We start from the raw sequence: 21,210 nt of genomic DNA on the forward strand, positions 1-21,210 counted from the left end.
GTCGTTCTTCTGACGCTTGACGAACGGTTTTACATAGGCGGCCGGGACAAGCCGCACCTCGTGGCCATGTCGTTGAGCCACCCGGCCCCAGTGATGGGAAGTTGCGCAAGCCTCCATGGCCACGATGCAGGTTGGCTGTTCGGCCAAAAGTGCGGCCAACCGTGTCCGCGATAGCGCCCGATCGTATAGAACCGGCCCATCCGGCCCGACCGCACAGACCTGAAAACTGCCCTTCGCCAAGTCGATCGCCAGCATGCTGATCTTCGTCGTCATCGATGTGCCCTCCAAAATTGGTTCCGATAGAACCGTCATGGCATACAAGATGCCGTTGGTGGGGGCATCCACCGCATCAATTCAGCCCCATTGGGTGGTCCTCCTTTCCCTCTATCGAACGAAAAGAAGGTTAAGGGAACACCCAATGTAGGCCGGCACGTCGTCGCGGGAGGCGTCCATCAGGGTTCCGAGCTTCGGATGCTTCTCGCGCAAGGGTGAACGGGGACCGTGGCCGCCGTGCGGCCGCGAAAGCCCCGTGAACGCCACGATTTCCCGCTGGGCTTGGGCTTCGGCCTTGGTCTCCTGGGCGAAGATGGTCTTCAGCATCGCCTGCCACGGCGGTGCGCTGCTTGGCCGGGGCATGGGCCGGCGCATTCCGCATCCAGTGAATGCGACGCCCCTGGCGGGTGGCATTGAAGACCCGGCGCGCGGCCGCCCGCAGCCCCTTGTGGTCGTCCATTGCCCGGCAGGCGATCCGGCTGTGCCGGATCTGCCGGGAGGGGGCGATCACCAGCTTGACGCCGCGCAGGCCGCGGTCTGCGAGGGAGCGGAGGAATTCGGTCCAGAACGTTTCGGCCTCGGAAGGGCCGGTGGCCACGCCCAACGCCTCCCGCTTGCCATCCTCGTTCACGGCGACGGCCAGTGTCGCCGCTCGGCCGACGAGCGGCCCACCTTCGCGGACCTTGAGGCAGGCGGCGTCAAGCCAGAGGTAGGGCCGGCCGTCGACCGCGCCGACCGTCCACTGGACGGTCGGGAAATCGGTCCGGTGGACCGATTTCATGCGGATCGACCCCTCCAGCGGCCGCGAGAGGAAGGCGTTCGCCCGCTCGTCGATCTCGGCGCAGAGCCGACTGACCTGGCTCCTGGACATGCCGCGTTCGTCGGGGAAACGGTCCACCGGACGGTTTCCTGATCCTTCTCGCCCCATGGCCTTGACCAGATCGTCGACCGACCGCGTCGAGATGCCGTGGACATAGGCCTTCTGGATCACGGCCACGAGCGCCTTCTCGGCCGTCCGGCGGGGCTCGAGGAAGCTCGGGAAGCGGCTGCCCTTGCGCAGCTTGGAGATCGCCGGCGCGATCCGCCCGGCCCGGGCGCCCCGGTCGCGGCCCCGGCATCCGTTGCGCCAAACCTCGCGCATTGGCAATCGCGCGCCTTCAGCCGCGCCGGTCCGGGCTTCCGCCTCGGCTTCCATGAAGCGCTCGGCCGCAAAGGCCAGCATCTCGCCCACGAGGTCGCCATCGGGGTTCGGGGCCGCGCTCGAACCGGTGGCGCGCTGGCCCTTAACTCTCGACCAGCTCGATCCGAGCCATCCTCTCTTCGGTCATCGTCCTCTACGTCGTCGTCGGTTCCAGGTCTTGCAACCCGAACCTTCTCCGAAGAACGGCGATGACCGCCAGCGTCGCCCACGGCCGCGCGCTGCGCTACGCCGGGGCTCCGCGCGCGGCCTCCTGCACCGCCAGGTCGGGCGCTACCCTGGTTCGTGGCGTGATCTCTCTGGCGGTTGCCGCCGCTGGTTGGGTGGGGGTTGGTTCGCCCGGAGATTGCGCCGCCATCAGATTTCGACCAACTCCGCCACACGACCGGCGGAGCACCTTCAGGGGGCTGCCCCGCGGTGAAATCGGGGCACGGTCAGAGAGGCGGCGCGGCTCGACAGGGCTTGTCGGGCGCGTCGGTCGCAATCTACAGGCTGCTCAGCCGGTGGCGCTCCAGCAGGCTCACCATCATCTCCCGCGCGCGCTCGCGGTGGGCGCGGTGCAGGCGGCGCGCGGCGTCCGCGTCGCCGCGGCGGATGGCGTCCAGCACCTCGCGGTGATCGCTGTTGGATTGCGTCGGCAGCGGGCGGATGTAGAGCGTGACGGCCTTGGCCCGGCGCACCTGATCGCCCATCATCGCAACGATGGCCGCCACGCGGCTGTTGCCGCCCAGTCGGACGAGCTCGCCGTGGAACCTGTCGTCGGCCTCGGCCCAGGCTTCGCGATCCTCCCTGGCCAGCGCGGCGTCCATGTCCGCGATGGCGCGTTCGAGCTGGGCGAGATCGTCGGCACCCGGCTTTGCCCGCGCCGCGCGCTCGGCGGCGAGGCTTTCCAGCTCGGTCAGCACTTCGTAGATCTCGCGCATGTCTTCGGGCGAAACCGGCAGGATGCGCACGCCCTTGCGCGGCCGCATCTCCAGCAGGCCCTGGCTTTCCAGCATCAGCGCCGCCTCGCGCACGGGCGTTCGCGACATGCCGAGCCGCTCGGCCAGTTCGCTTTCCAGATGGTCCGATCCGCCCGGCAGCTCGCCGGTGAAGATCATGCGCCGCAATTCCTGCAGGGCGCGCTGAGTGTTGGACAGGGGTTTTTCTGGCCGGGCCGCCACGGTTGCTCCAATCGGATTTTTGCCTGCGCTCGCGCCGAAGCGTAGATCGCCTCCTCGATTTCGATCACTTTAAGGTAGTCTCGGGCAATGTTTTCAAGGGGCGATCCGTCGCGGATGCCCGCGATGACATGCGCCTGCAACGCATGGACGCAGTCTCAGCCGAAGCCCTCCGAGCGGTCAGGCGGCAGGATTTCCTAGGTCTCGAGCCGGCCGAAGGGGCGCAGGTGGACGGAGCCGTCGCCCAGGAGCGTGAGCGTGCCCTTGTCGCCTTCGAACCAGGCTTCGCCCATGGTGCGGCGGTGGTTGTCGGCGGCGTGGTCGAGGCTGCGGTTGCCGTCGAACAGCGCGCGAACGCCGCCCGGGTGGTCGAAAAGGATGTAGCCCGCATCCTCGCCCGCGATCACGGGATTCACCTTGCGCAGATCGGCATAGACGGCCTCGGGTTCGCCCATCAGATAGCGGAAGGTGTCGATCCAGTGAACGGCCGTTTCGTGGACCAGGAAACGCTCCATCCGCTGGAAGTAGGGCTGCCGGTCCAAGTAGGCGCGGGGGCCCTGGCCATCGCCGGGGCGCAGCCGGAACGTCGCTTGCAGGAGCGCGCCGACGCGCCCCGCTTCCAGCACGGCCTTGATGGCGCGATACCAGGGTTGGAAGCGGAAGTTTTCGTGCACCACGATCGTGGCGCCCGCCGCCTCGACCTCGGCGCAGATGGCCGTGGCTTGCGCGAGGTCGTCGCAGAAGGGTTTCTGGCAGACGATCCATTTCACCCCGCAGTCAAGCGCGGTGCGGATCGCTTGCGCATGGGCGACGGGGGGCAGGATGATGTCGAGCAGATCGGGCTTCTCGGCCTCGAGCATCGTGCGCAGGTCGTCATAGGCGGGCAGGCCTGTCGCACGGGCCTTGGCGATGTCGCGGTCGCAGGAGGCCGCCAGCGTTGCGCCGGGCATGCGCGCCCAGCTGTCGCGGTGGAACTGGCTGAAATATCCCGCGCCGAGGCAGGCGACGCGCACCGTGCCGAGGGCGCTCATGCCACGAACAGCGTGTCGAGCACGGCCGCGGCCGCTTCTTCGGTGCCCGCCTTGCCGCCCAGATCCGGGGTCAGCGCCTTCCCGCGGGCCACCACTTCTTCGACGGCCTGGCGCAGGCGGTTGCCGTCGGCGACCATGGCGGGCACGCCGTGCCTGACGCCGAGCCAATCCAGCATCATCGCGGCCGAGAGGATCATCGCGAAGGGGTTGGCCACGCCTTGCCCGGCGATGTCGGGCGCGGAGCCGTGACAGGGCTGGAACAGGGCGTGCCGTTCGCCGATGTCGGCGGAGGGGGCAAGCCCGAGCCCGCCCATCAGGCCGGCGCCGAGATCGGAAAGGATGTCGCTGAACATGTTCTCGGTGACCATCACGTCGAATTCCCAGGGTTTCTGGACCATCCAGAGCGCGGCGGCGTCCACATAGGCATGGTCGGCCTTCAGGTCCGGGCGTCTGGCGGCTTCGGCATCGAACAGCGCGCGGAAGAAGGCGAAGGCGCGAAAGACGTTGGCCTTGTCCACGCAGGTGACGCGCCCCTTGCCGCGCCCGGCCTTCTTTCGGGCCGCGGCCAGATCGAAGGCGAAGCGGAAAAATTTCTCCGAGATCTCGCGCGTGATCAGCATGGTTTCGCGAGCCTCGTTCTCGGTCACCTCGCCTTTGCCTTGCGTGTGGAACAGACCTTCGGTGCTTTCGCGGATCAGGACGAAATCGATTTCCTTTCCTTCGGGCAGGGCGAGCGGCGTGCGCTGGCCGGCCTTCACCGTGACGGGCCGCACCCCGGCAAACAGCGTGAGCGCCTTGCGCAGTTCGATCTGGGGCGAGATCTCGGTGCCGTCCGGGTAGCGCACATCGGGCAGGCCCATGGCCGAGAGCAGGATGGCATCGGCCCGCCTAGCGATCTGCATCGAGCTCTCCGGAAGGGATTCGCCCGTCTTGGCGTAGTGGGCCGCGCCCGCAGGGGCATTGGCGAAGACGAGCTCGTAGTCGGGCGAGGCCGACGCCATGCGCTTGAGGATCCCGACCGTCGGCGCGGTGATCTCCGGCCCGATTCCATCGCCTTCGAAAACCGCGATCTCGAATGTCTTCTTCATGTTGGCTCCTGCCTTCGTCCCGACCTGAATCGCATGGCCGCCAGATTTTTTCATCTGAGCGTTGACAACGCATCCAATAACGCATACACAAAAAAATAGCAATAAAAAATGCACCATGCCGGGAGGAGAAATCACATGCGTGTGCGACTGAGCAAGCTGGCCGCCGTCGCGGCTCTGGCGCTGTGCGTCGAAGGCGCCGCCCAGGCGCAGGAATACCCCTATCGCGACATCACCACGGTCGTCGTCTGGGGCGCCGGCGGCAGAACCGATACGATCAACCGCATGATCATGGCCGAGATGGAAAAGCACCTTCCGGTCTCGATCAAAGTGATCAACCAGACCGGCGGCGTGGCCGGCTCCAACGGCATGGTCTACGTGGCGAACCAGCCCGACGACGGCTACACGCTCGTGGGTCTCTCCGAATCGAACGTCACGGCCGCCGTGCTGGGCGGCTGGGACAAGAGGTTTGATTTCTGGCATCCGTTCATCGTCGGCGGCTCGCCCGATCTGATCTCGGTTCCCGCCGGCAGCCCCTACGACACCCTGCAGGAGCTGGTGGAGGCCGCCAAGGCCGCGCCCGGCACGATCCCGGCGGCGGCGTCCGTCGCGGGCTCCATCCACCACCTGAACCTTCTGGCCATCGAGCACGGCGCCGGCGTTCGCTTCAAGTTCGTTCCCTACAAGGGCTCCGCGGCGGGGCAGGAGGCCGCGATGGCCGGCGAAGTGGCGCTGGTCGTGACCTCTCTGGCCGAGCAGGCGCCGCTGATCGAGGGCGGCCAGCTCAAACCCCTGGCGATGCTCACGCCGGAGAGCGTCGAGATCGCCGGGATGAAGGCGCCCTCGGCCTTCGACATCTACGACGGCCTCGACAAGCACCTGCCCCTGAAGCAGGCCATCGGCTTCGCCGTGCGCAACTCGGCCAGCGACGAGGTGAAGGCCGTGCTGGGCGCCGCCTTCGAGAAGGCGATGGCGTCGGACGCCGTGGCCGAATGGGCCAGGGCCAACCACTATGACGTGGGAGGCCAGTATGGCGCGGAGGCGCAGAAGATCTTCGCCACGCTTGAAAGCACATTCGCCTACACGCTGAAGGAGCTGGGCGCGGCCGTGGTGGATCCGGAAAGCCTCGGCATCCCCAGGCCCTGAGCAGCCGCGGAGCCTGCGGCCCCGATGCAGGCTCGGGAAAAGGGGGCGCAGAGGCGCCCCCTTCGCCACATCTGCGGGAGAATTCAATTGGCCACCCAATCAGCTGACAAGGCCGTGCTGCGGGCACGGGATTTCTGGGCGTCGCTGGCGCTGATCGCCCTGTCGCTCTTCTTCCTCTGGAAGACATCCGCCATCCCGTTCCTGGGCGAGAACCGCGCCGGGGTGAGCGGCGCGGGCTGGTATGCCTCCGCCGCGCTGGCGCCGCTGGGCATCTTCGGCGGGTTGCTCATCCTGTCCCGCGTGTTGCTGGCCATTTCCATCCGCTCCGGCGGAGCGGCCCATGCGCTGAGCGCGGTCGGCATCGGCTGGAATCGCGCCGAGGCGCTGCGCTTCGCGACGATCGCGGCGATGCTCTTCTTCTACATCGCCGGCCTCGTGCCGCGCGTGGATTTCATCCTCGCCAGCGGGTTGCTGATCACCGCCTTGATCTACGGCTACCACGGCGGCCACGCGCGGCGCGCGCTGCTGGCCTCCGCCGTCGTCGCGCTGGCCGGCGGCTACGCCTTGATCGCGAACGGCCCGCAAGCCGCCTGGAACCGCCATGGCGACGATTGGCTCGCGCTGGCGTGCTGGCTTGGCCTCACGCTGCCGGTCCTGCGCGCGGCGCGGCAGGAGCGCGCGCTGCGCGTCGTGCCGGCGCTGGCCTTCTTCGCTCCCTTCATCCTCGTCTGCGCCATGGCCTTCGGCTTCCGCCAGAACGTCCCGGCGCGGGGCGGGCTGATCTTCAAGCAGATCGAACACCAATACTACGTCACCCTGCGCCCGCTCTGGAAAGACTGACATGGATTTCGCGCTCTCCCAGCTCGCCGGCTTCGGCCACGCCTTCTGGGCGCTGGCGGTCGATCCGGCGACCTATCTCTACCTCGTGGCCTCCGTCTTTCTCGGCATCGCCTTCGGGGCGTTGCCGGGGCTGACCGCCACGCTGGCGGTGACGATCCTCACCGGCTTCTTCGGCAACAAGATCCCGCTCGACTATGCGCTGATCGCCCTTCTGGGCGCCTATGTGGGCGCGATCTACGGCGGCAGCTACCCGTCGATCCTTCTCAACATCCCTGGCACGGCGGCCTCGGCGGCCACTGCGATGGACGGCTACCCGCTTGCCAGAGCAGGGCGGGGCGGCGAGGCGCTCGGGCTCACCACCACCGCCAGCTTCATCGGCACCGTGATCGGAACCTTCGCTCTGCTGATCTGCGTCTGGGCGCTGTTGCTGATCAGCAAGAGCATCGCCAGCCCCGAGAAGGCGCTGCTTGCGCTCTTCGGCATCCTGCTTTCGGGAACGCTGATGAGCGAGGACCTGGCGATCAAGGGGTGGATCTCCGGGCTGATCGGGCTGGGGATGGCGATGGTCGGGCTGGATCCGCTGCTCTCCGAGCCGCGCTACACCTTCGGCTGGTCCTACCTGATGAGCGGCTTCCAGGTGGTGCCGGCGCTGATGGGGGCCTTCGCCGTGCCTCAGATCATCGACGGGCTGCGCCATGTGGAGCTGGGCCAGCTGGCCGAACTGAAGGGACGCATCCTGCCCAACTGGCGGGCCATGCGTCGCTACATGCCCGCGATCGCCCGCTCGGGCGTGATCGGCTCCGGCGCGGGCGCGCTGCCCGGCGTCGGCGAAGACGTGGCCGGCTGGGTCTCCTACGGGGTGGGCAAGGCCGTTTCCAGCGAGGGGCGCAGCTTCGGCAAGGGCAGCGTCGAGGGGCTGCTGTGCAGCGAAACCGCCAACAACGCCTGCATCGGCGGCGCGCTGATCCCGCTGCTGGTGCTCGGCATCCCCGGCTCGCCCCCCGCCGCCGCGCTCATGGGGGCGTTCAAGATCAACAACGTGATCCCGGGCCCCACGATCGACCCCGAGATCATCCTGCGCGTCGTGGCCATCCTCGTGCTTGCAAGCTTCACCATGTTCGTCATGGGGCTCTTCACCGCGCGCATCTTCATCAGGATCCTGAAGATCCCGCAGACGGTCTTCCTGCCCGTCGTCATGGTGCTCACCGCCATCGGCTCCTTCAGCGTGGGCGGCGGCGTCAACGATCTCTACCTGATGCTGGGCGTCGGCTTCGCGGCCTATTTCATGAACCTGATGAAATACCCCATCGCGCCGCTGGTGATCGGCGTGATCCTGGGCGGCCTGTTGGACGAAAGCCTCCGCCGCTCGCTCTTTCTGTCGGACGGCGATCTCTCGGTCCTTGTTTCGCGCCCCGGCGCGGCCATTCTGGCGGCGCTGAACCTGGCGCTGATCGTCAGCCAGGTTCCGGCGGCCAAACGGGCCTTCGCCCGCGTGAAAGGAAAGATCGCCTGATGTATGCCGTGACAGTGACCTTCCGCATCAAGCCGGGGCGGATGGACGCCTTCCTGCCCCTCATGCTGGCGAACGCCCGCACATCGCTGGCCGAGGAGCCGGGCTGCCTGCAGTTCGACGTCTGCCGCGCGCCGGGCGAGGACGTGGTCTTTCTCTACGAGATCTACGCCGACCGCGCCGCCTTCGACGCCCATCTCGCCAGCGCCCATTTCAAGGCCTTCGACGTCGAGGTCGCCGCAATGGTGGAGGACAAGCGGGTGGCGCTGTTCGAGGAGGTGCTGCGATGAGCGAATGGGAGGTCCATGCCGTCAAATACGCCGAGCGCAACGGGCGGGTGCGCGGCGACAGCTTCATCTTCGACGACAACCACGATGCGCCCCACGCGATGGATTACTTCATCTGGGTTCTGCGGCAGGGCGATCGCGCGATCCTCGTCGACACCGGTTACGACGGCGAGGAGGCCGCCAGACGGGGGCGTCCGATAGGCATGGATCCGCGCGAGGCGCTCGCGCCCCTGGGCATTGCGCCCGAGGCGGTGGAGCAGGTGATCGTCACCCACCTGCATTACGACCACGCCGGGGGGCTGCATCTCTTTCCCAATGCCACGCTGCACCTCCAGACGGCGGAGATGGCCTACGCCACCGGTCCCTGCATGTGCCATGACGCGCTGCGGATGCCTTGCACGGCAGGCCATGTCTGCGAGGCGGTGCGACGGCTCCACGCCGGCCGGCTGCGGTTCCACGAAGGCGACGGCGAGGTGGCCGATGGCGTCATCGTCCACTGGATCGGCGGCCATAGCCGGGGGCTGCAATGCGTGCGCGTGCGCACGCAAGCGGGCTGGTTGGTGCTGGCCTCGGACGCGGCCCACTACTACGGGAACGTTTTCAAGCGAAAACCCTTCCCCATCGTGGTCGATCTTCAGAACATGCTCGACGGGTTCGCACGGCTTGAGGCCCTGGCCAGTTCGCGCGGCCTCATCGTGCCCGGCCATGACCCCCTGGTGCGCCGCCTTTTTCCGCAGGGCCCCGCCGCCCATATCGTGCGCCGCGACGCAGGCCCGCAGGACGAAGCCCTCTTGACGGAGATCCTTTCATGAAGATCGGAGTGATCGCCGACGATTTCACCGGAGCATCCGACATCGCGCTCGCTCTGGCCGAAGGCGGCATGGCGGTGAGCCAGTTCATCGGCGTGCCCGATGCCGCCGCCGATCCGGCGCTGGACGCCGGCGTGGTGGCGCTGAAATCGCGCACCGCCCCGGCGGCCGAGGCCATCGCGGACTCGCTCGCGGCGTGCGAGTGGCTGCTCGGGCAAGGCTGCGAACAGATCATCTTCAAGGTCTGCTCCACCTTCGATTCCACGCCGCAGGGCAACATCGGCCCGGTGCTCGACGCGCTTGCCGACCGGCTCGGCGCGCAAGGGGTGACCACCTGTCCGGCCTTCCCCGAAAACGGCCGCAGCGTCTACATGGGGCATCTCTTCGTCGGGGATGTGCCGCTGAACGAAAGCGGGATGCAGAACCATCCGCTGACCCCCATGACGGATTCCGACCTGCGCCGCGTGCTCGCCGCGCAGTCGTCCCATCCGGTGGGCCACGTGCCCGTCGCGACGGTGATGGACGGGGCCGCCGCGATTCGCGCCGCGCTGCCGCGCGAAGGCCATGCGATCGTGGATGCGATCCGCGATGCGGACCTGGTGGAAATCGGCAGGGCCGCGAAGGGCGCTGCGCTGCTGTGCGGCGCTTCGGGCATCGCGCTGGGCCTGCCCGCGAACTTCGGTCACCGCCCCGCCGCGCCCGCCTGGGAGCCGGTGAGGGGCCCCGGCGTCGTGCTCTCGGGCTCTTGCAGCCGCGCCACGCGCGCCCAGGTCGCGCGCTACAGGACCATCGCGCCTCACCGCGAGGTGACGGCGGCGCAGGCCGTGCGCGGCGAGGTGACGGCCGAGGAGTTGGCCGATTGGGCGCTGGCGCAAGACGTGCCGCCGCTCGTCTACTCTTCCGCCGATCCGGAGGTGGTGAAGGCGGCGCAGGAGACCTTCGGCAAAGGTGTGGCGGCGCAGGCCATCGAGCGGCTCTTTTCGGATCTGGCCGCCGCCTTGGCGGCGCGGGGCGCGACCCGCATCGTGGTGGCCGGGGGCGAAACCTCGGGCGCGGCGGTTCAGGGCGTGCGGGCGAAGACGCTGCGCATCGGCATGCGTCTGGCCGCCGGCGTGCCGGCGGTGCGCGTCGAGGGCGAACGCCCGCTGGCGATGGCGCTGAAGTCGGGCAATTTCGGCGGCCCGGATTTCTTCGCCGAGGCTCTCGCGCTGCTGGCAGGTGAGGCATGAGCGCGGAAGCGAGGTTGCGCGAGCAGATCTGTCTGCTGGCCAAATCCATGTTCGACCGGGGCCTGACCGGCGGCGCTTCGGGCAACATATCGGCCCGCACCGAGGATGGCGGCCTGCTCGTCAGCCCCACGGGCGCGAGCCTGGGGCGGCTCGATCCGGGCCGGCTGAGCCGGTTCGACTCGCGGGGCGTTCTGGTGGAGGGCGACGAGCCGACGAAGGAGATGCCGCTGCACAGCGCCTTCTACGAGACGCGCAGCACGGCGGGGGCGGTCGTGCATCTGCATTCGTGCCATGCCGTGGCGCTCTCCATGCTGCCCGAGGCGGATCCGGACAACTTCCTGCCGCCGCTCATGCCTTATGCCATCCTGAAGCTGGGCAAGGTGAAGCTTCTGCCCTTCTTCCTGCCCGGCGATCCGGCGATGGGCGCGGCCGTGCGCGGGCTTGCGGGCAAGCGCAGCGCGGTGATGCTGGCCAACCACGGCCCCGTGGTGGCCGGAAAGGACGTGGAGGCGGCCTGCAACGCGATCGAGGAGCTCGAAGACGCCGCCCGGCTGGCGCTGCTGACCCGCGGCATGAACCCGAGGGCGCTGTCGCAGGCGCAGGTGCGCGCGCTGGTGACGAAATTCGGTGTCGAGTGGGAAGACTAGGCGCTGCGGAGGAACCGCCCCCTGTCGAGAAGGGGGTTCCCGCGGGCGTTCTTGGCGCCTCGCGGGAGATCCACGAAATCGCGCGAGAGCGTCGATGCCGGCCAGGATGAACGAGACGGGCCCGGATCTTGCGCCGGAGGCGTTCAGGGTCTGCCTGCCTCGCCGCGGCGCCAAGGCGCGCGATGACCGGTTGTTTCGCGAAGCGCTCCACCACTTCGCCGTCACGACAGCGCCTGGCGCGCCTTGCCTGAACGGCATGGCGGTTGGAAAAGCGTCTGGAAGCGCTTCGACCGGCTCGGCAAGGCGGGCGTGTTCGAGGACGATTTCGCCATGCTGGCGGCGCCGAGCGAGACGGCGCCGGCGCATCGGGGGCAGATGTCCGACTCGGCGGCGATCCTGGCGCTCGGGCGACCGAGCAGCGTCCGGACGGCTGGGTCCCTCCCTTCTCGCACTCGCTCTCGACAGGCGTCCGTCCTGCCGCGGGTCGTTCAAAGCTCGATCTTCGAACGTCCTTCCCCTTCCGCGGGCGGCGCGGCGCCTTGCGGTCCTGCGCGGAGGGTCTCGAGATAGGCGTGGCCGTAGGTCTTCGGGTCCTGCAGGACGAAGATGATCTCGATTCCGACATCCTCGGGTCTTGAGGCCGGTCCTGAGGCGGGGCGGGTCCGCATCTCGACGGTGAGGCCGGGACCGCACGCGCCGCGCAGCTCCGACTCCAGCTGGCTGAACGCAGCTGCGCCGTTCGTGGCAGCCTGCTCGCCCAAACTCGAGAGCCGATACGATCCCGGACCCGGGAAATAGCGGTTCTCGACGAACGCCCCCCTTTGGGACGCGCCGCTTTCGAAGGCCCAGATCCCGGTCTGATGACTCATGGAAATGTCGAGACAGCCGCCCTCCGGCTTGAAGGCCGACCAGATGAACGATATGCGGCCGTGGCCGTTGGCCTTTGTCTCGACGGGCGCGCCGTATTTCTCCTCGAGCTGGGTCTTCAACGAAGCGGCGTCGATCGTTCCCGCCGGCAGGCGCAGCATCCGCCAGATCGCCATGACCCGGTCGGGGGCCGCGGGCGGCTCGTTGTAGATGGCGATCAACTCGGTCTCGTCGTCCGAGACGAAAAGCTTGCCCGAGGAATACGGCTCGGGCGCGCCGGCGATCGCCTTCGTCTGCATCGCGCGATCCGCCGTCAGAACCTCGCCCGAGGGCAACCTTTTCCGAATGGCCGCCTCGGCTTCGGAAAATGGCATCCCCAGCGTCAGCCCGACGACGTCCCAGGCATCGGCCCGGGGCGGCTCGGCCTCCTTCAGCGCGTCGAGGGGCAATGGCGGAGGCGGCGCCAGCGCAAGCTCCTCGACCAGCGCGCCGCTCCGGTCGATGATCCGCGCCGACAGGGCCTTCGCCTCCCAGCGCAGGGCTCCCGTCGGCGCGCGGGGGCGCTCGCCTTCGGCGAAGAGGCCGCGAAAGCCTCGGTCGATGCCGGCGTTCATGGCGAAGGGCCTTGCGGCGCGAATGGCGGCTTGCCATGCGGTGTCGGGCCAGGTCTCGAGCTGTTCGACTCCGGTGATCTCCAGCTCGATGGACAGCGAAGCGCCGGGCAGGGTCCCGTAGCGCTGCGGGTCGATCCGCGGCGTCCGGTCAAGCCGGACGAGATCGGTCGGCATGATGACCTGTCCGTATGCGTCGGTTTCGACGAGGCCGGCGAACTTCATCGCGTCCGCCATGTTCCTGCAATAGAAATCGCCGCCGCACGCGCCGCGGGGGCCGCGCGGCCGAAACGGCGTCCGCGCGCCCGCGAAGGGGGGCGTCGGCTTCGAGAAAGAGGTGATCGTCCGGAACGTACCACGCCTTGCGCAGGTAATCGCACAGCATGGCGCCGGCCTCGGCCTTCCGGGTTTCGGCCTGATGGCGCCGCGCCATGTCGCGGCACGCAGATTTCAGCTGCGCGCCGGAATCTCCACGCCGGATGAAGCTCGAAATCCCGGCATGCAGAGGCAGATTGACGGTCAGGCGGGTCGGAACGGCCTTGGCCCGCGCCATGATCCATGCCTTGAAGGCCGGCAGTTGGGCCGCGACCGCATCGGCGTCGAGCCGACCGTCGGCCGCGACGAAGAACCTGCCCCATTCCGGCTCCTGCCCGCGCTGGGACAGCCGGCGTTCATAGGAATGCCGCGACAGCATCATCCGCGCGTAGTGACGATCATCGAGACTCTCGGGCAGCATCCTGACGTGCAGAAGGTCGGTGATCTCGGCTGTCATCGGCGCGCCGGGCGGCGGTGGCGACAGCGGCAGCTCGGCCGCCGAACGAGGCGCGCTGGCGGCTTGCTGTTCGGCCTGGGTCGGCCGCGTCGAGAAATCGAAGTCGGCAAGGACCGCGCCGTCCGACTTCCAGCGGAGCACGACCCGCTTGAGATCGGCTTCGATGATGGCGACGCCGGCCTCCGCAAGCCGCACATCGGCGACGTCGAGGATGACCTCCGCCTCGATCTCGTCCCTGCGTGCGCCGCCTCCGAAGCCGCGGCGGACCGCCTCTTCCACGGGCAGGTCGAGGACGTCTTCGCGCAGCGTCTTGTCGAGAAGGAATGCGGTCTGGAACAGCCCGTCCGCGACGAACGCGCCGAAGAGGGGCGGCCGATCTTGGGCGGCGCGTCGGGCGCCGAAATCGAGCATCGCCGGAACGAAGATCCTGCCGCCCTTCGCGCCCGACTGCGATTGCCAGGCCGCCGGCGGTCCGTAGTGGACCTTCAGCTTGCCGTCATGCGCGGTGTAATGAGCCGAGGTCGTCGAACGGAGCGAGACCTGCATGGGCAGGCGCAGGCTCGCCTTGCCGAGCGCCGCCAGCAGGGCGTCGCGATGCCGCGACACGACGACCGCAGGGGGGCGGTCGCGGATCTCGGAAAGCGGGAGCGGCAGGTCGGACGGCGTCCGCCCCGAGGCGATCAAGGATTGCGCCTGTCTTACGGCGTGTTCGAGCCTTTGAAAGACGCGCGCCTCGTCATCGATCCGGGAGATCAGCGGCAGGACCATGCGTGTCGCAAGCTCCGGCGTCAGCGGTTGGATGCCGCCTTGCGCCGGGACGGCGGCATCCTCTTGCGGCGTGGAGTCGGGGCGCCGGACGACGCCAAGCGTCTCGCCGCTTTCGGCGCTGCGGAATTCGACCGACACGATCTTGCCGGGAAGCGGGCCGGGACCCTGAGTCTCGCGCGGCCCGAACCTGACCCGCGCGACGACGGTGACGCTGCGCACGCCGGCGGCCAGGATCGCGCGCGCCTTGTCCTCGGCGATCGGCAGCGTCGCGGCCCAGGGCGCGCCGTCGTGGCGGACATGCAGCCCGTCCAGGTTCAGCCATTGCCCGCCCCCGCCGCCGCCGTTCAGCCGCGCCAGGTGGCGCGCCGCCAGCGTCGTGATGCCGAGCAGGTTCACCTTGCAGCCGGTGACGACGTCGCCCGCAAGCGCAAACGCGCCTGGCTCGACGACGCCCTGGATCCAGCCCGACCATTCGAACGTGAAGGCCTGCCGCGCGAAGTCGTATTGGCCGAGCGGCATTGGGCGTTCGATCGCGAACTCCCGTTCAAAGGGACCGTTCGCCGCTTCGATCTCGGGCAAGGCCGCCTCGAAACGCCTGGCCGCCTGCGCAAGGTGGTCGCGGATCGCGAACTGGTCGTTGGATCTGATGATGCCCCGCGTTCGCCGGCATGTCTCCTCGTCGTTGTCGGCGGCTTCGAGCACGAGGCCGTTCAACTCCGGCGCGCGACGGTATGCGTCAAGATCGGAGCGGAATGCGATCAACGCGTAATCGCGGATCGTTCCCTCCGCCACGCCGTCTTGCGGAGCGGGCGGCTCGGGGGACGCCTCGTGCAGCAGGGCGCCGGTCTGGCCGTCGTGGATCCGCACGGCCAGAACCCTGGCGGGCAAGGCGGCGAAGGGATTGACGGGTCCCGCAAGCTCGACCGCCAACGCGATGTTGACGAACGGCGCCGCCGAACTGGCCCGGTATCGTTCGACAAGGGCCTGCGCCTGCGCAGGCGCCATCGGAAGAAACGCTTTCGCGTCAAGCGGCTCGATGCTGGCTTCGAGGTAGGGAAGGCGGGTTCTGTTCAGCCTCGCGCCTGATTCTCCGAGAGATTGCAGGATCCGGCCGATCGCGTAACTGCCGGCCTTGGTGCAGGGCGGCGCCTCGGCGTCACGCTCGGCAAGGCGCATCCTGACGGCGCGCAACCTGGTGTCTGCGGCCCCCAGGAAGGGCGCATTGTTGATCGGAAATCCCGACGACGCGAAATCGTAGGGCCCGAGAGAGCTTCTCACATGAAGGACATGCGTCGCCCTCTTCGGCTTGGCCGAAGCGGCGGCGAGCGCCGACCGGAACTCCGGCGTCCAGCGATCGAGCGTGGCGCGCGCAAGGAAGGCGTCGGCGGCCATGGCCTCGATCTCTCGGGCGAGCGAGGCGCAGGTCGCCGGGTCCGCGGTCGCCAGCTTGTGGTCGATGACCGCGGCGGGCCCGAGATCAAGGTAAGCCCGAGCGTGGTCCTGAAGAGCGAGCGCCACGGCGGCTGCGTAGTCGCTGGAGGCGGCGAAAGGTTGTTCGGCGTTCGCATCGGAGCCAACGGCCGACGCGCCGCGCGCGGTCAGGGCCGTCGATGATGCGCCGCCCGGCCGCGACGCCTGCGCGCCGACGCCGGCCGTCGCGGCCAGCGTCGCAATCCGCTCTTCCATCCGCATGCCGATGCACGAAGCGTCGGCGCCGCACCGGTCGCGTCGCGTCAGCCACGCCTGCTGCTCGGCGCGAAGGGCGCCCGCGCGGGCGGCCCCGGCGCCGGCGATCGCATCGCCGTAAAGGCGCGTCAGTTCAAGGTCGCGCGCGGCAAGGCGGGGATCGGCGCATATGGCGCGTTCGGACAGCGTGGCCGCGCGCGTGCAATCGAAGCTCGGGCCAAGCGCCGCAGCGCCCGCCGAAGGCTTGCCGGCGCGCGATGCGAGATTGTAAGCCGTCTGCACGGCCGCTGCGGTCGCCTTGTTCGCGGCGCCCGTCCGGGCAAGCCCATTATCTCGCTGAAACGCGATGATGGCCCTGCGGGTCCTTGGACCCATCGCGCCGTCGACAGGACCGGGATCGTATCCCAGTTCGGCAAGCTGCGCCTGGATTCGCGCCACCGTGGCCCGATCCGCGCCGGAGCGCGCGGCGTCCGGCTGGCGCTGCTCTTGCGCCTTTCTGGCTCTGGGCGCCGGCTTCTCGGTCTGTTGTCGGCGATTGATCCTTTGCTGGCGATCGATCTCCTGAAGAATGATCCCGACGCCGCCTCGCAGCAGGTCGTTCAGCTCTTGCGCATTGGCCGCGCTCCTGGGGCCGAGCGCGCCGAAGGCGCCGGCCGCGAAGACCGCCGCCGCCAGGCCTGGCCGAAGCCAGCGACCCATGGCATTTCCGGCGGTCAAATTGCTGCGATAATTGCGCTTCTTGTTTCCCTTGAGCCCAAACATCCGGCCGTCTCCCTGATTTCGATGCAGAAAGAAAGCCGATGCATGGCAAGCAAAAAGAACTATAAAATGCCATTTTAATTGATTCCTTGTCTGCGCGTCAATTTTGCTGCCAGGCCTGTTCATCTCGGCCCGTCAGGCCCATCGGCGCAAGACGCCTCGCAGGAAAGCTGGTTCCGGCGACCGGGGCGCTGGGCGATGCCCGTCGCCGCGCAAGGCGATGCGGGGCAGCCGGCGCGGATTTCCTGCGGCGCATCTTGCGCGCGCTTGCGCAAGCGGCGGGGCGGCGCAAGGCGCGGGCGGGCTGGCCCATGTCGCTGGCCCATGTCGGTGCGGCGCTGGCCGTGGTCGCGCGACCGTTTCAGATGAGCCACGACACGAAAAGCGGCACGAGCAGGCTGGTCAGCAACGCATTCAACGCCATGCCGACGCCGGCATAGGCCCCGGCCGTTTCGTTGACCTGGAACGCGCGCGCCGTGCCGATCCCGTGCGCGGCCACGCCGACGGCGAATCCGCGCGCCCGCCAGTCGCGTATGCGCAGCAGGTTCATCAGCGGCGTGACGATCACGGCCCCGATGACCCCCGTCAGGATGACCAGGACAGCCGTCAGGCCGGGAATGCCGCCCACCGCCTCGGATATGCCGATCGCAACCGGGGCGGTGGTGGATTTGGGGCTCAGCGACAGGATGACCGGCTCGGGCAGGCCGAACGCCTGCGCGAGCGCAACCGCGGAAAGGACCGCGACCGACGAGCCCACGATCAGCGCCAGCAGGATCGGCGCCGCGAGGCGGCGGATCGTGCCGCGATTGTCGAAAAGCGGCGCCGCCAGCGCGACCGTGGCGGGGCCGAGCAGAAAGTGGATGAACTGCGCGCCCTCGAAATAGCTGTCGTAGTCGGTTCCGCCAAGCCACAGAACCGTGGCGATGATGCACACCGAGACGAGCACGGGGTTCGCCAGGGGCGAATGGCGCAGGGCGCGGGACAGGATCGAAGCGCCCAGAAAGGCAAGAAGCGTGACCGTGAGCCAGGTCAGCGGCGCCGCGGCCAGGTAGCTCCACAAGGCGGGCGAGCCGCTCATGCCTCGTCTCGCCGCAAAAGCCGCAGCGCGGCCAGGAATGCGCCGACCGCGGCCAGCATCGCAAGCACGGTCGAGAGCGCCAGAACCGCCAGGATCGCCGGCCAGTCCGCCGACAGAACGTCGAGATTGGCCACGACGCCGACGCCGGCCGGCACGAAGAACAGCGACAGGTTCGCAAGAATGATCGCCGCCGTCGGCCGAATCGTTTCGATCAGCGAAGGCCTCGCGACCAGCAAGGCCAACAGCATGGCCAGGCCGACGACGGGCCCCGGCAGCGGCAGACCGGCGCCGCGCGTGACCAGCTCTCCCGCCAATTGACAGGTCAGAAGCAGGCTCAGAGCTGACAGCATGCGCGGCGCCAAGACCAGGCCTTTCGACGGAAATTCCGATCCCGCGGCAGTATCGCGCCGGCCGCGGACGACTTCAATGGCGGCGTGCGCCGCGTCAGCCTTGACGCCGGCATGGGCGCCCCAGCGCGCGTCGGCGAGGCGGGAGCCGCATCCGGCTTTCGTTTTCTTCGGCGGCGCGGGGCGCTCAAGGCCGAAGGCCGTCGGATCTTCGGCGCCGGCTGCGCGAGGACGGGCGCGGTCGTGTCGGGCGCCTGCGCGGCGCCTGGTCAGGCCGTGCGTTCGCCGCGCGCCGCGGCCTTTCCCGCGGCGTTGCGCCAGGCGATGACCTCGGCAAGGATCGAGACGGCGATCTCGTGCGGATCGACCGCCCCGATGTCGAGGCCCGCGGGCGACTTGAGCCGCTCGAGGCGCGCGCGCTCCATGCCGGCGGCGGCAAGCTTGTCGCACAGCGCCCTGGCCTTTCGCCGGCTCGCCACCATCGAGACATGGGCCGCCGGGCTTTCCAGCGCGGCCCTGAGCGCGTCGCCGTCGCCCGCGCCCTGGGTCGCGACCACGACGAAATCGCCCGCCTCGGCCTCGCCGATCGCCTCGCCGCCCAGGGCGCGCAGGCCCGCAAGCGCCGCGTGCTCGCGCAGGGCGGCGGCGATCGGCCCGTCGCCGAACACGACGAGGCGCGGCGGCAGCCGCCAGGGCTCGATGAGAATGTCCACCGTCCCGCCCGAGGGGCAGCCGCTCTTGAAGGTCTGCACGCCGTCGGGATCGGCCAGGCCCACGACCTTGTCCGAGGGTTTGACGCGGATCACCCTGGGCGCGCCGCGCTCAAGCGCCTCGGCCGCGGCGGCGCGGACCGCGCGCTGCACGCAGGCGCCGCCGAGATGGCCGATGATCGCGCCCTCGGCGGTGACGGCGGCCTTGGCGCCGGCCTTGGCCGAAGTGGCGTCGGCGGTGCGCAGCACCGTCGCCACGCAAAACGGCGCGCCCTTGCGGCGCAGCGCCATGATCTCGTCGAAGATGTCCTGGCGGGGCATGGGGTCCTCCCTCTCACAGCCGCGAGAATTCGTCTTCCAGCGCGGCCAGCGCCTCGAGCGTGTTGGCGGGCAGCGCGGCATCGAGATGCGGGCGGGCGGCGGCCATGGCGCGCGCTGCGGGGGCGTGCTCGCGCCAGCCGCCCAGCGGGTTGAGCCAGACCACGCGGCGCGCCTTGCGCCTGAGCTGCGCCATCGCCGCGCCGAGGCGTTCGGGCGGCGAGGTGCAGTAGCCGTCCGAGACGATCATCACCAGCGTGCGGCGGCCCAGCGCCCGGGCGCCGTGGCCCTGCATGAAGCGCTCGAGACAGCCGGAAATGTCGGTGCCGCCGCCGAAGCCCTCGGCCATGAGCGAAAGCCGCGACGCCGCGCGCAGCGTGTCGTGATCGCGCAGGGCGTCGGTGACGCGCATCAGCCGCGTGTGGAAAAGATAGGCGTCGGCGTCGGCCGCGCCCACAAGCCCGCGCAGAAAGGCCAGAAAGACGCGGGCATGCACGCTCATCGAGCCGGAAACGTCCAGCAGCGCCACGATCCGCATGGGTCGGGGCGGGCGGGCGCGGCGGTGCAGCTCCAGCGGCTCGCCGCCGCGCGCGAGGCTCTTGCGCATGATCCGCCGCATGTCCAGCGCCTGACCCCGCGCGGCGGCCCTGCGGCGGCGCGACAGCCGGTCGCGGATCGCGCGGGCCAGGGCCAGGGCGGCGGCCTCGGCGCGGGCCAGGCTTTCCTCGTCCATCAGTTCGCGCAGGTCGCGGCGCAGAAGGTTCTGCGCGCGCGTGGCGACGAGGCGCCCCTCGGCGCCCTGCGCGTCGCCCGCGCCGCCGTCGGCCTCGTCCGGCTCGGCGCCGGCGCCGTCGTCCTGGCGCTGCTCGAAATGGGGCTGCCACAGCTTCGGCCGCGCGGCTTGCGCGCGCGGGCGCGGCGCGGGGGCGTGGCGCGTGCGGGCGCGCCCGTCGTTGAACCAGTAGGCGTCGAACAGCTGGTCGAACTGGCGCCATTCCTCGGCGTCGCCGGCCAGAAGCGCGGCCAGCGCCATGCGCGCCTGGGCCGCGTCGGTCGCCTCGATGGCCGCGAGCGCGGCCAGCGCGTCGATGGTCTCGCGCGGGCCGAGCGACAGCCCGTTCATGCGCAGATGGGCGATGAAGCCGGCCATGCGGTCGGCGATTCCCTCGGCGCGGGCGGGAAAGCGGGTGGCGCGCATCAGGCCACCTTTCCGATCAGGCGGTCCATCACCTCGGGCGGGGCGGCGGTCGCGTCGGCGGCGGTCTTGAGCAGGCAGACGAGGGTGGCCTGGACCTCTTCGCGCGCGCGGGCAAGGTCGTTGACGCCAAGCCCCGCAAGGGCTGCGGCCCAGTCGAGCATCTCGGCGACGCCGGGGGTCTTTTCCAGCTCTTCGCGCCGCAGCGCCTGCACCACGCCGACGATCTGGCGGGCCAGCCCGGCCTCGATGTCCGGCATGCGCGCGCGCAGGATGGCCAGCTCGGTCTCGCGGTCGGGGTAGTCGATGAAGGTGTAAAGGCAGCGCCGGCGCAGCGCGTCCGACAAATCGCGCGTGCCGTTGGCGGTCAGGATCGCCAGGGGCCGCGAGCGGGCGCGGATCGGGCCGATCTCGGGAATGGTGATCTGGAAGTCGGAGAGGATCTCGAGCAGATAGGCCTCGAATTCCTCGTCGGCGCGGTCGATCTCGTCGATGAGCAGAACGGGGGGCTTCTCGCGGCTGATGGCCTCGAGCAGGGGGCGGCGCATCAGATACGCCTCCGAGAACAGCGCCGCTTCGTCGAGACCGCCGCGCGCTTCGGCGGCGCGGATGGCCAGAAGCTGGCGCTGGTAGTTCCATTCGTAGATGGCGTGGCTGGCGTCGAGCCCCTCGTAGCACTGAAGCCGGATCAGCTCCGTCTCCATCGCCCCGGCCATGGCGCGGGCGACCTCGGTCTTGCCCACCCCGGCGGGGCCTTCCAGAAGCAGCGGCCGGCCAAGGCTTTGCGCCAGGTGCAGCGCCATGGCCAGCCGGTCGTCGGCGACGTAGCCCTGGCGGGCCAGCGCCGTCTGAAGCGTCGCGATGCTCACTTGCGTCGTCCTCCA

At 69.3% G+C, this 21,210-nt stretch carries 17 protein-coding genes and 2 pseudogenes; 7 read left to right on the forward strand and 12 right to left on the reverse strand.

Annotated elements, in window-relative coordinates; all coding sequences use genetic code 11:
• From BMW67_RS09020 to BMW67_RS09040, 5 genes and pseudogenes are all read right to left on the reverse strand, one after another.
• Positions 1-273, reverse strand: a pseudogene (locus BMW67_RS09020) (IS110 family transposase); the annotation flags it as partial.
• A gap of 144 nt (positions 274-417) precedes the next feature.
• Positions 418-1,601 (reverse strand): annotated as a pseudogene (locus BMW67_RS09025) (transposase); the annotation flags it as partial.
• 355 nt (positions 1,602-1,956) lie between these two features.
• Complete coding sequence (locus BMW67_RS09030; protein WP_256598372.1) at positions 1,957-2,634, reverse strand: GntR family transcriptional regulator; 678 nt, start codon at positions 2,632-2,634, stop codon at positions 1,957-1,959.
• 194 nt (positions 2,635-2,828) lie between these two features.
• Complete coding sequence (locus BMW67_RS09035) at positions 2,829-3,662, reverse strand: Gfo/Idh/MocA family protein (protein ID WP_072747224.1); 834 nt, start codon at positions 3,660-3,662, stop codon at positions 2,829-2,831.
• On the reverse strand, positions 3,659-4,750 hold the full coding sequence (locus tag BMW67_RS09040; protein WP_072747225.1) for an isocitrate/isopropylmalate dehydrogenase family protein: 1,092 nt from the start codon (positions 4,748-4,750) through the stop codon (positions 3,659-3,661). Before BMW67_RS09040 ends, BMW67_RS09035 begins: the two co-directional genes overlap by 4 nt.
• A 135-nt stretch (positions 4,751-4,885) precedes the next feature.
• On the opposite strand from BMW67_RS09040, the gene BMW67_RS09045 reads away from it, so the two are divergent.
• From BMW67_RS09045 to otnC, 7 genes are all read left to right on the forward strand, one after another.
• Positions 4,886-5,893, forward strand: coding sequence for a Bug family tripartite tricarboxylate transporter substrate binding protein (locus BMW67_RS09045; protein WP_072747226.1), 1,008 nt, complete (start codon positions 4,886-4,888; stop codon positions 5,891-5,893).
• Between the two features lie 87 nt (positions 5,894-5,980).
• The gene (locus BMW67_RS09050; RefSeq protein WP_072747227.1) at positions 5,981-6,733 is read left to right on the forward strand and encodes a hypothetical protein; all 753 of its coding nucleotides are present in this window, start codon (positions 5,981-5,983) and stop codon (positions 6,731-6,733) included.
• A 1-nt stretch (position 6,734) separates the two neighbouring features.
• Positions 6,735-8,246 carry a tripartite tricarboxylate transporter permease gene (locus BMW67_RS09055; protein WP_072747228.1) on the forward strand — a complete coding sequence of 504 codons (1,512 nt, stop codon included), beginning with the start codon at positions 6,735-6,737 and terminating at the stop codon, positions 8,244-8,246.
• Complete coding sequence (locus tag BMW67_RS09060) at positions 8,246-8,533, forward strand: putative quinol monooxygenase (RefSeq protein WP_072747229.1); 288 nt, start codon at positions 8,246-8,248, stop codon at positions 8,531-8,533. Before BMW67_RS09055 ends, BMW67_RS09060 begins: the two co-directional genes overlap by 1 nt.
• Positions 8,530-9,342, forward strand: coding sequence for an N-acyl homoserine lactonase family protein (locus tag BMW67_RS09065; RefSeq protein ID WP_072747230.1), 813 nt, complete (start codon positions 8,530-8,532; stop codon positions 9,340-9,342). Before BMW67_RS09060 ends, BMW67_RS09065 begins: the two co-directional genes overlap by 4 nt.
• Before the next feature lie 8 nt (positions 9,343-9,350).
• The gene (otnK, locus tag BMW67_RS09070; protein WP_342707606.1) at positions 9,351-10,568 is read left to right on the forward strand and encodes a 3-oxo-tetronate kinase; all 1,218 of its coding nucleotides are present in this window, start codon (positions 9,351-9,353) and stop codon (positions 10,566-10,568) included.
• Positions 10,565-11,215 (forward strand): 3-oxo-tetronate 4-phosphate decarboxylase, encoded by a 651-nt coding sequence (gene otnC / locus BMW67_RS09075; protein WP_072747232.1) that lies wholly within the window; start codon positions 10,565-10,567, stop codon positions 11,213-11,215. The genes otnK and otnC overlap by 4 nt, the downstream gene beginning before the upstream one ends.
• A gap of 488 nt (positions 11,216-11,703) precedes the next feature.
• Here otnC and BMW67_RS09085 read toward each other — a convergent pair whose 3' ends face one another.
• The 7 genes from BMW67_RS09085 to BMW67_RS09115 form a co-directional block, all read right to left on the reverse strand.
• Positions 11,704-12,918: a hypothetical protein gene (locus BMW67_RS09085; RefSeq protein WP_125459020.1), complete on the reverse strand. Its 1,215-nt coding sequence runs from the start codon at positions 12,916-12,918 to the stop codon at positions 11,704-11,706.
• Positions 12,845-16,681, reverse strand: a complete 3,837-nt coding sequence (locus BMW67_RS15830) for a peptidoglycan-binding protein (protein WP_072747235.1) — start codon at positions 16,679-16,681, stop codon at positions 12,845-12,847. Before BMW67_RS15830 ends, BMW67_RS09085 begins: the two co-directional genes overlap by 74 nt.
• Positions 16,682-17,039: 358 nt before the next feature.
• Positions 17,040-17,756, reverse strand: a complete 717-nt coding sequence (locus BMW67_RS09095; protein ID WP_072747236.1) for an LrgB family protein — start codon at positions 17,754-17,756, stop codon at positions 17,040-17,042.
• On the reverse strand, positions 17,753-18,106 hold the full coding sequence (locus BMW67_RS09100; protein WP_072747415.1) for a CidA/LrgA family protein: 354 nt from the start codon (positions 18,104-18,106) through the stop codon (positions 17,753-17,755). Before BMW67_RS09100 ends, BMW67_RS09095 begins: the two co-directional genes overlap by 4 nt.
• 266 nt (positions 18,107-18,372) lie before the next feature.
• On the reverse strand, positions 18,373-19,134 hold the full coding sequence (locus BMW67_RS09105) for an XdhC family protein (protein ID WP_072747237.1): 762 nt from the start codon (positions 19,132-19,134) through the stop codon (positions 18,373-18,375).
• A 13-nt stretch (positions 19,135-19,147) separates the two neighbouring features.
• Positions 19,148-20,329, reverse strand: coding sequence for a vWA domain-containing protein (locus BMW67_RS09110; RefSeq protein ID WP_177174498.1), 1,182 nt, complete (start codon positions 20,327-20,329; stop codon positions 19,148-19,150).
• A complete protein-coding gene (locus BMW67_RS09115) occupies positions 20,329-21,195 on the reverse strand; it encodes an AAA family ATPase (protein WP_072747238.1) in 867 nt (288 codons plus the stop codon). Before BMW67_RS09115 ends, BMW67_RS09110 begins: the two co-directional genes overlap by 1 nt.
• Positions 21,196-21,210 lie beyond the last annotated feature (15 nt).

This window comes from Oceanicella actignis, assembly GCF_900111545.1.
Taxonomy (GTDB): Bacteria; Pseudomonadota; Alphaproteobacteria; order Rhodobacterales; family Rhodobacteraceae; genus Oceanicella; species Oceanicella actignis.

Bases quoted from the DNA above. Each gene is read 5' to 3' on its own strand.
- BMW67_RS09085 (WP_125459020.1), bottom strand. From the start codon at position 12,918: ATGAAGTTCGCCGGCCTCGTCGAAACCGACGCATACGGACAGGTCATC.
- BMW67_RS09110 (WP_177174498.1), bottom strand. From the start codon at position 20,329: ATGCGCGCCACCCGCTTTCCCGCCCGCGCCGAGGGAATCGCCGACCGC.
- otnC (WP_072747232.1), top strand. From the start codon at position 10,565: ATGAGCGCGGAAGCGAGGTTGCGCGAGCAGATCTGTCTGCTGGCCAAA.
- BMW67_RS09055 (WP_072747228.1), top strand. From the start codon at position 6,735: ATGGATTTCGCGCTCTCCCAGCTCGCCGGCTTCGGCCACGCCTTCTGG.
- BMW67_RS09040 (WP_072747225.1), bottom strand. From the start codon at position 4,750: ATGAAGAAGACATTCGAGATCGCGGTTTTCGAAGGCGATGGAATCGGG.
- BMW67_RS09095 (WP_072747236.1), bottom strand. From the start codon at position 17,756: ATGAGCGGCTCGCCCGCCTTGTGGAGCTACCTGGCCGCGGCGCCGCTG.
- BMW67_RS09105 (WP_072747237.1), bottom strand. From the start codon at position 19,134: ATGCCCCGCCAGGACATCTTCGACGAGATCATGGCGCTGCGCCGCAAG.
- BMW67_RS15830 (WP_072747235.1), bottom strand. From the start codon at position 16,681: ATGTTTGGGCTCAAGGGAAACAAGAAGCGCAATTATCGCAGCAATTTG.
- BMW67_RS09045 (WP_072747226.1), top strand. From the start codon at position 4,886: ATGCGTGTGCGACTGAGCAAGCTGGCCGCCGTCGCGGCTCTGGCGCTG.
- BMW67_RS09100 (WP_072747415.1), bottom strand. From the start codon at position 18,106: ATGCTGTCAGCTCTGAGCCTGCTTCTGACCTGTCAATTGGCGGGAGAG.
- BMW67_RS09065 (WP_072747230.1), top strand. From the start codon at position 8,530: ATGAGCGAATGGGAGGTCCATGCCGTCAAATACGCCGAGCGCAACGGG.
- BMW67_RS09035 (WP_072747224.1), bottom strand. From the start codon at position 3,662: ATGAGCGCCCTCGGCACGGTGCGCGTCGCCTGCCTCGGCGCGGGATAT.
- BMW67_RS09060 (WP_072747229.1), top strand. From the start codon at position 8,246: ATGTATGCCGTGACAGTGACCTTCCGCATCAAGCCGGGGCGGATGGAC.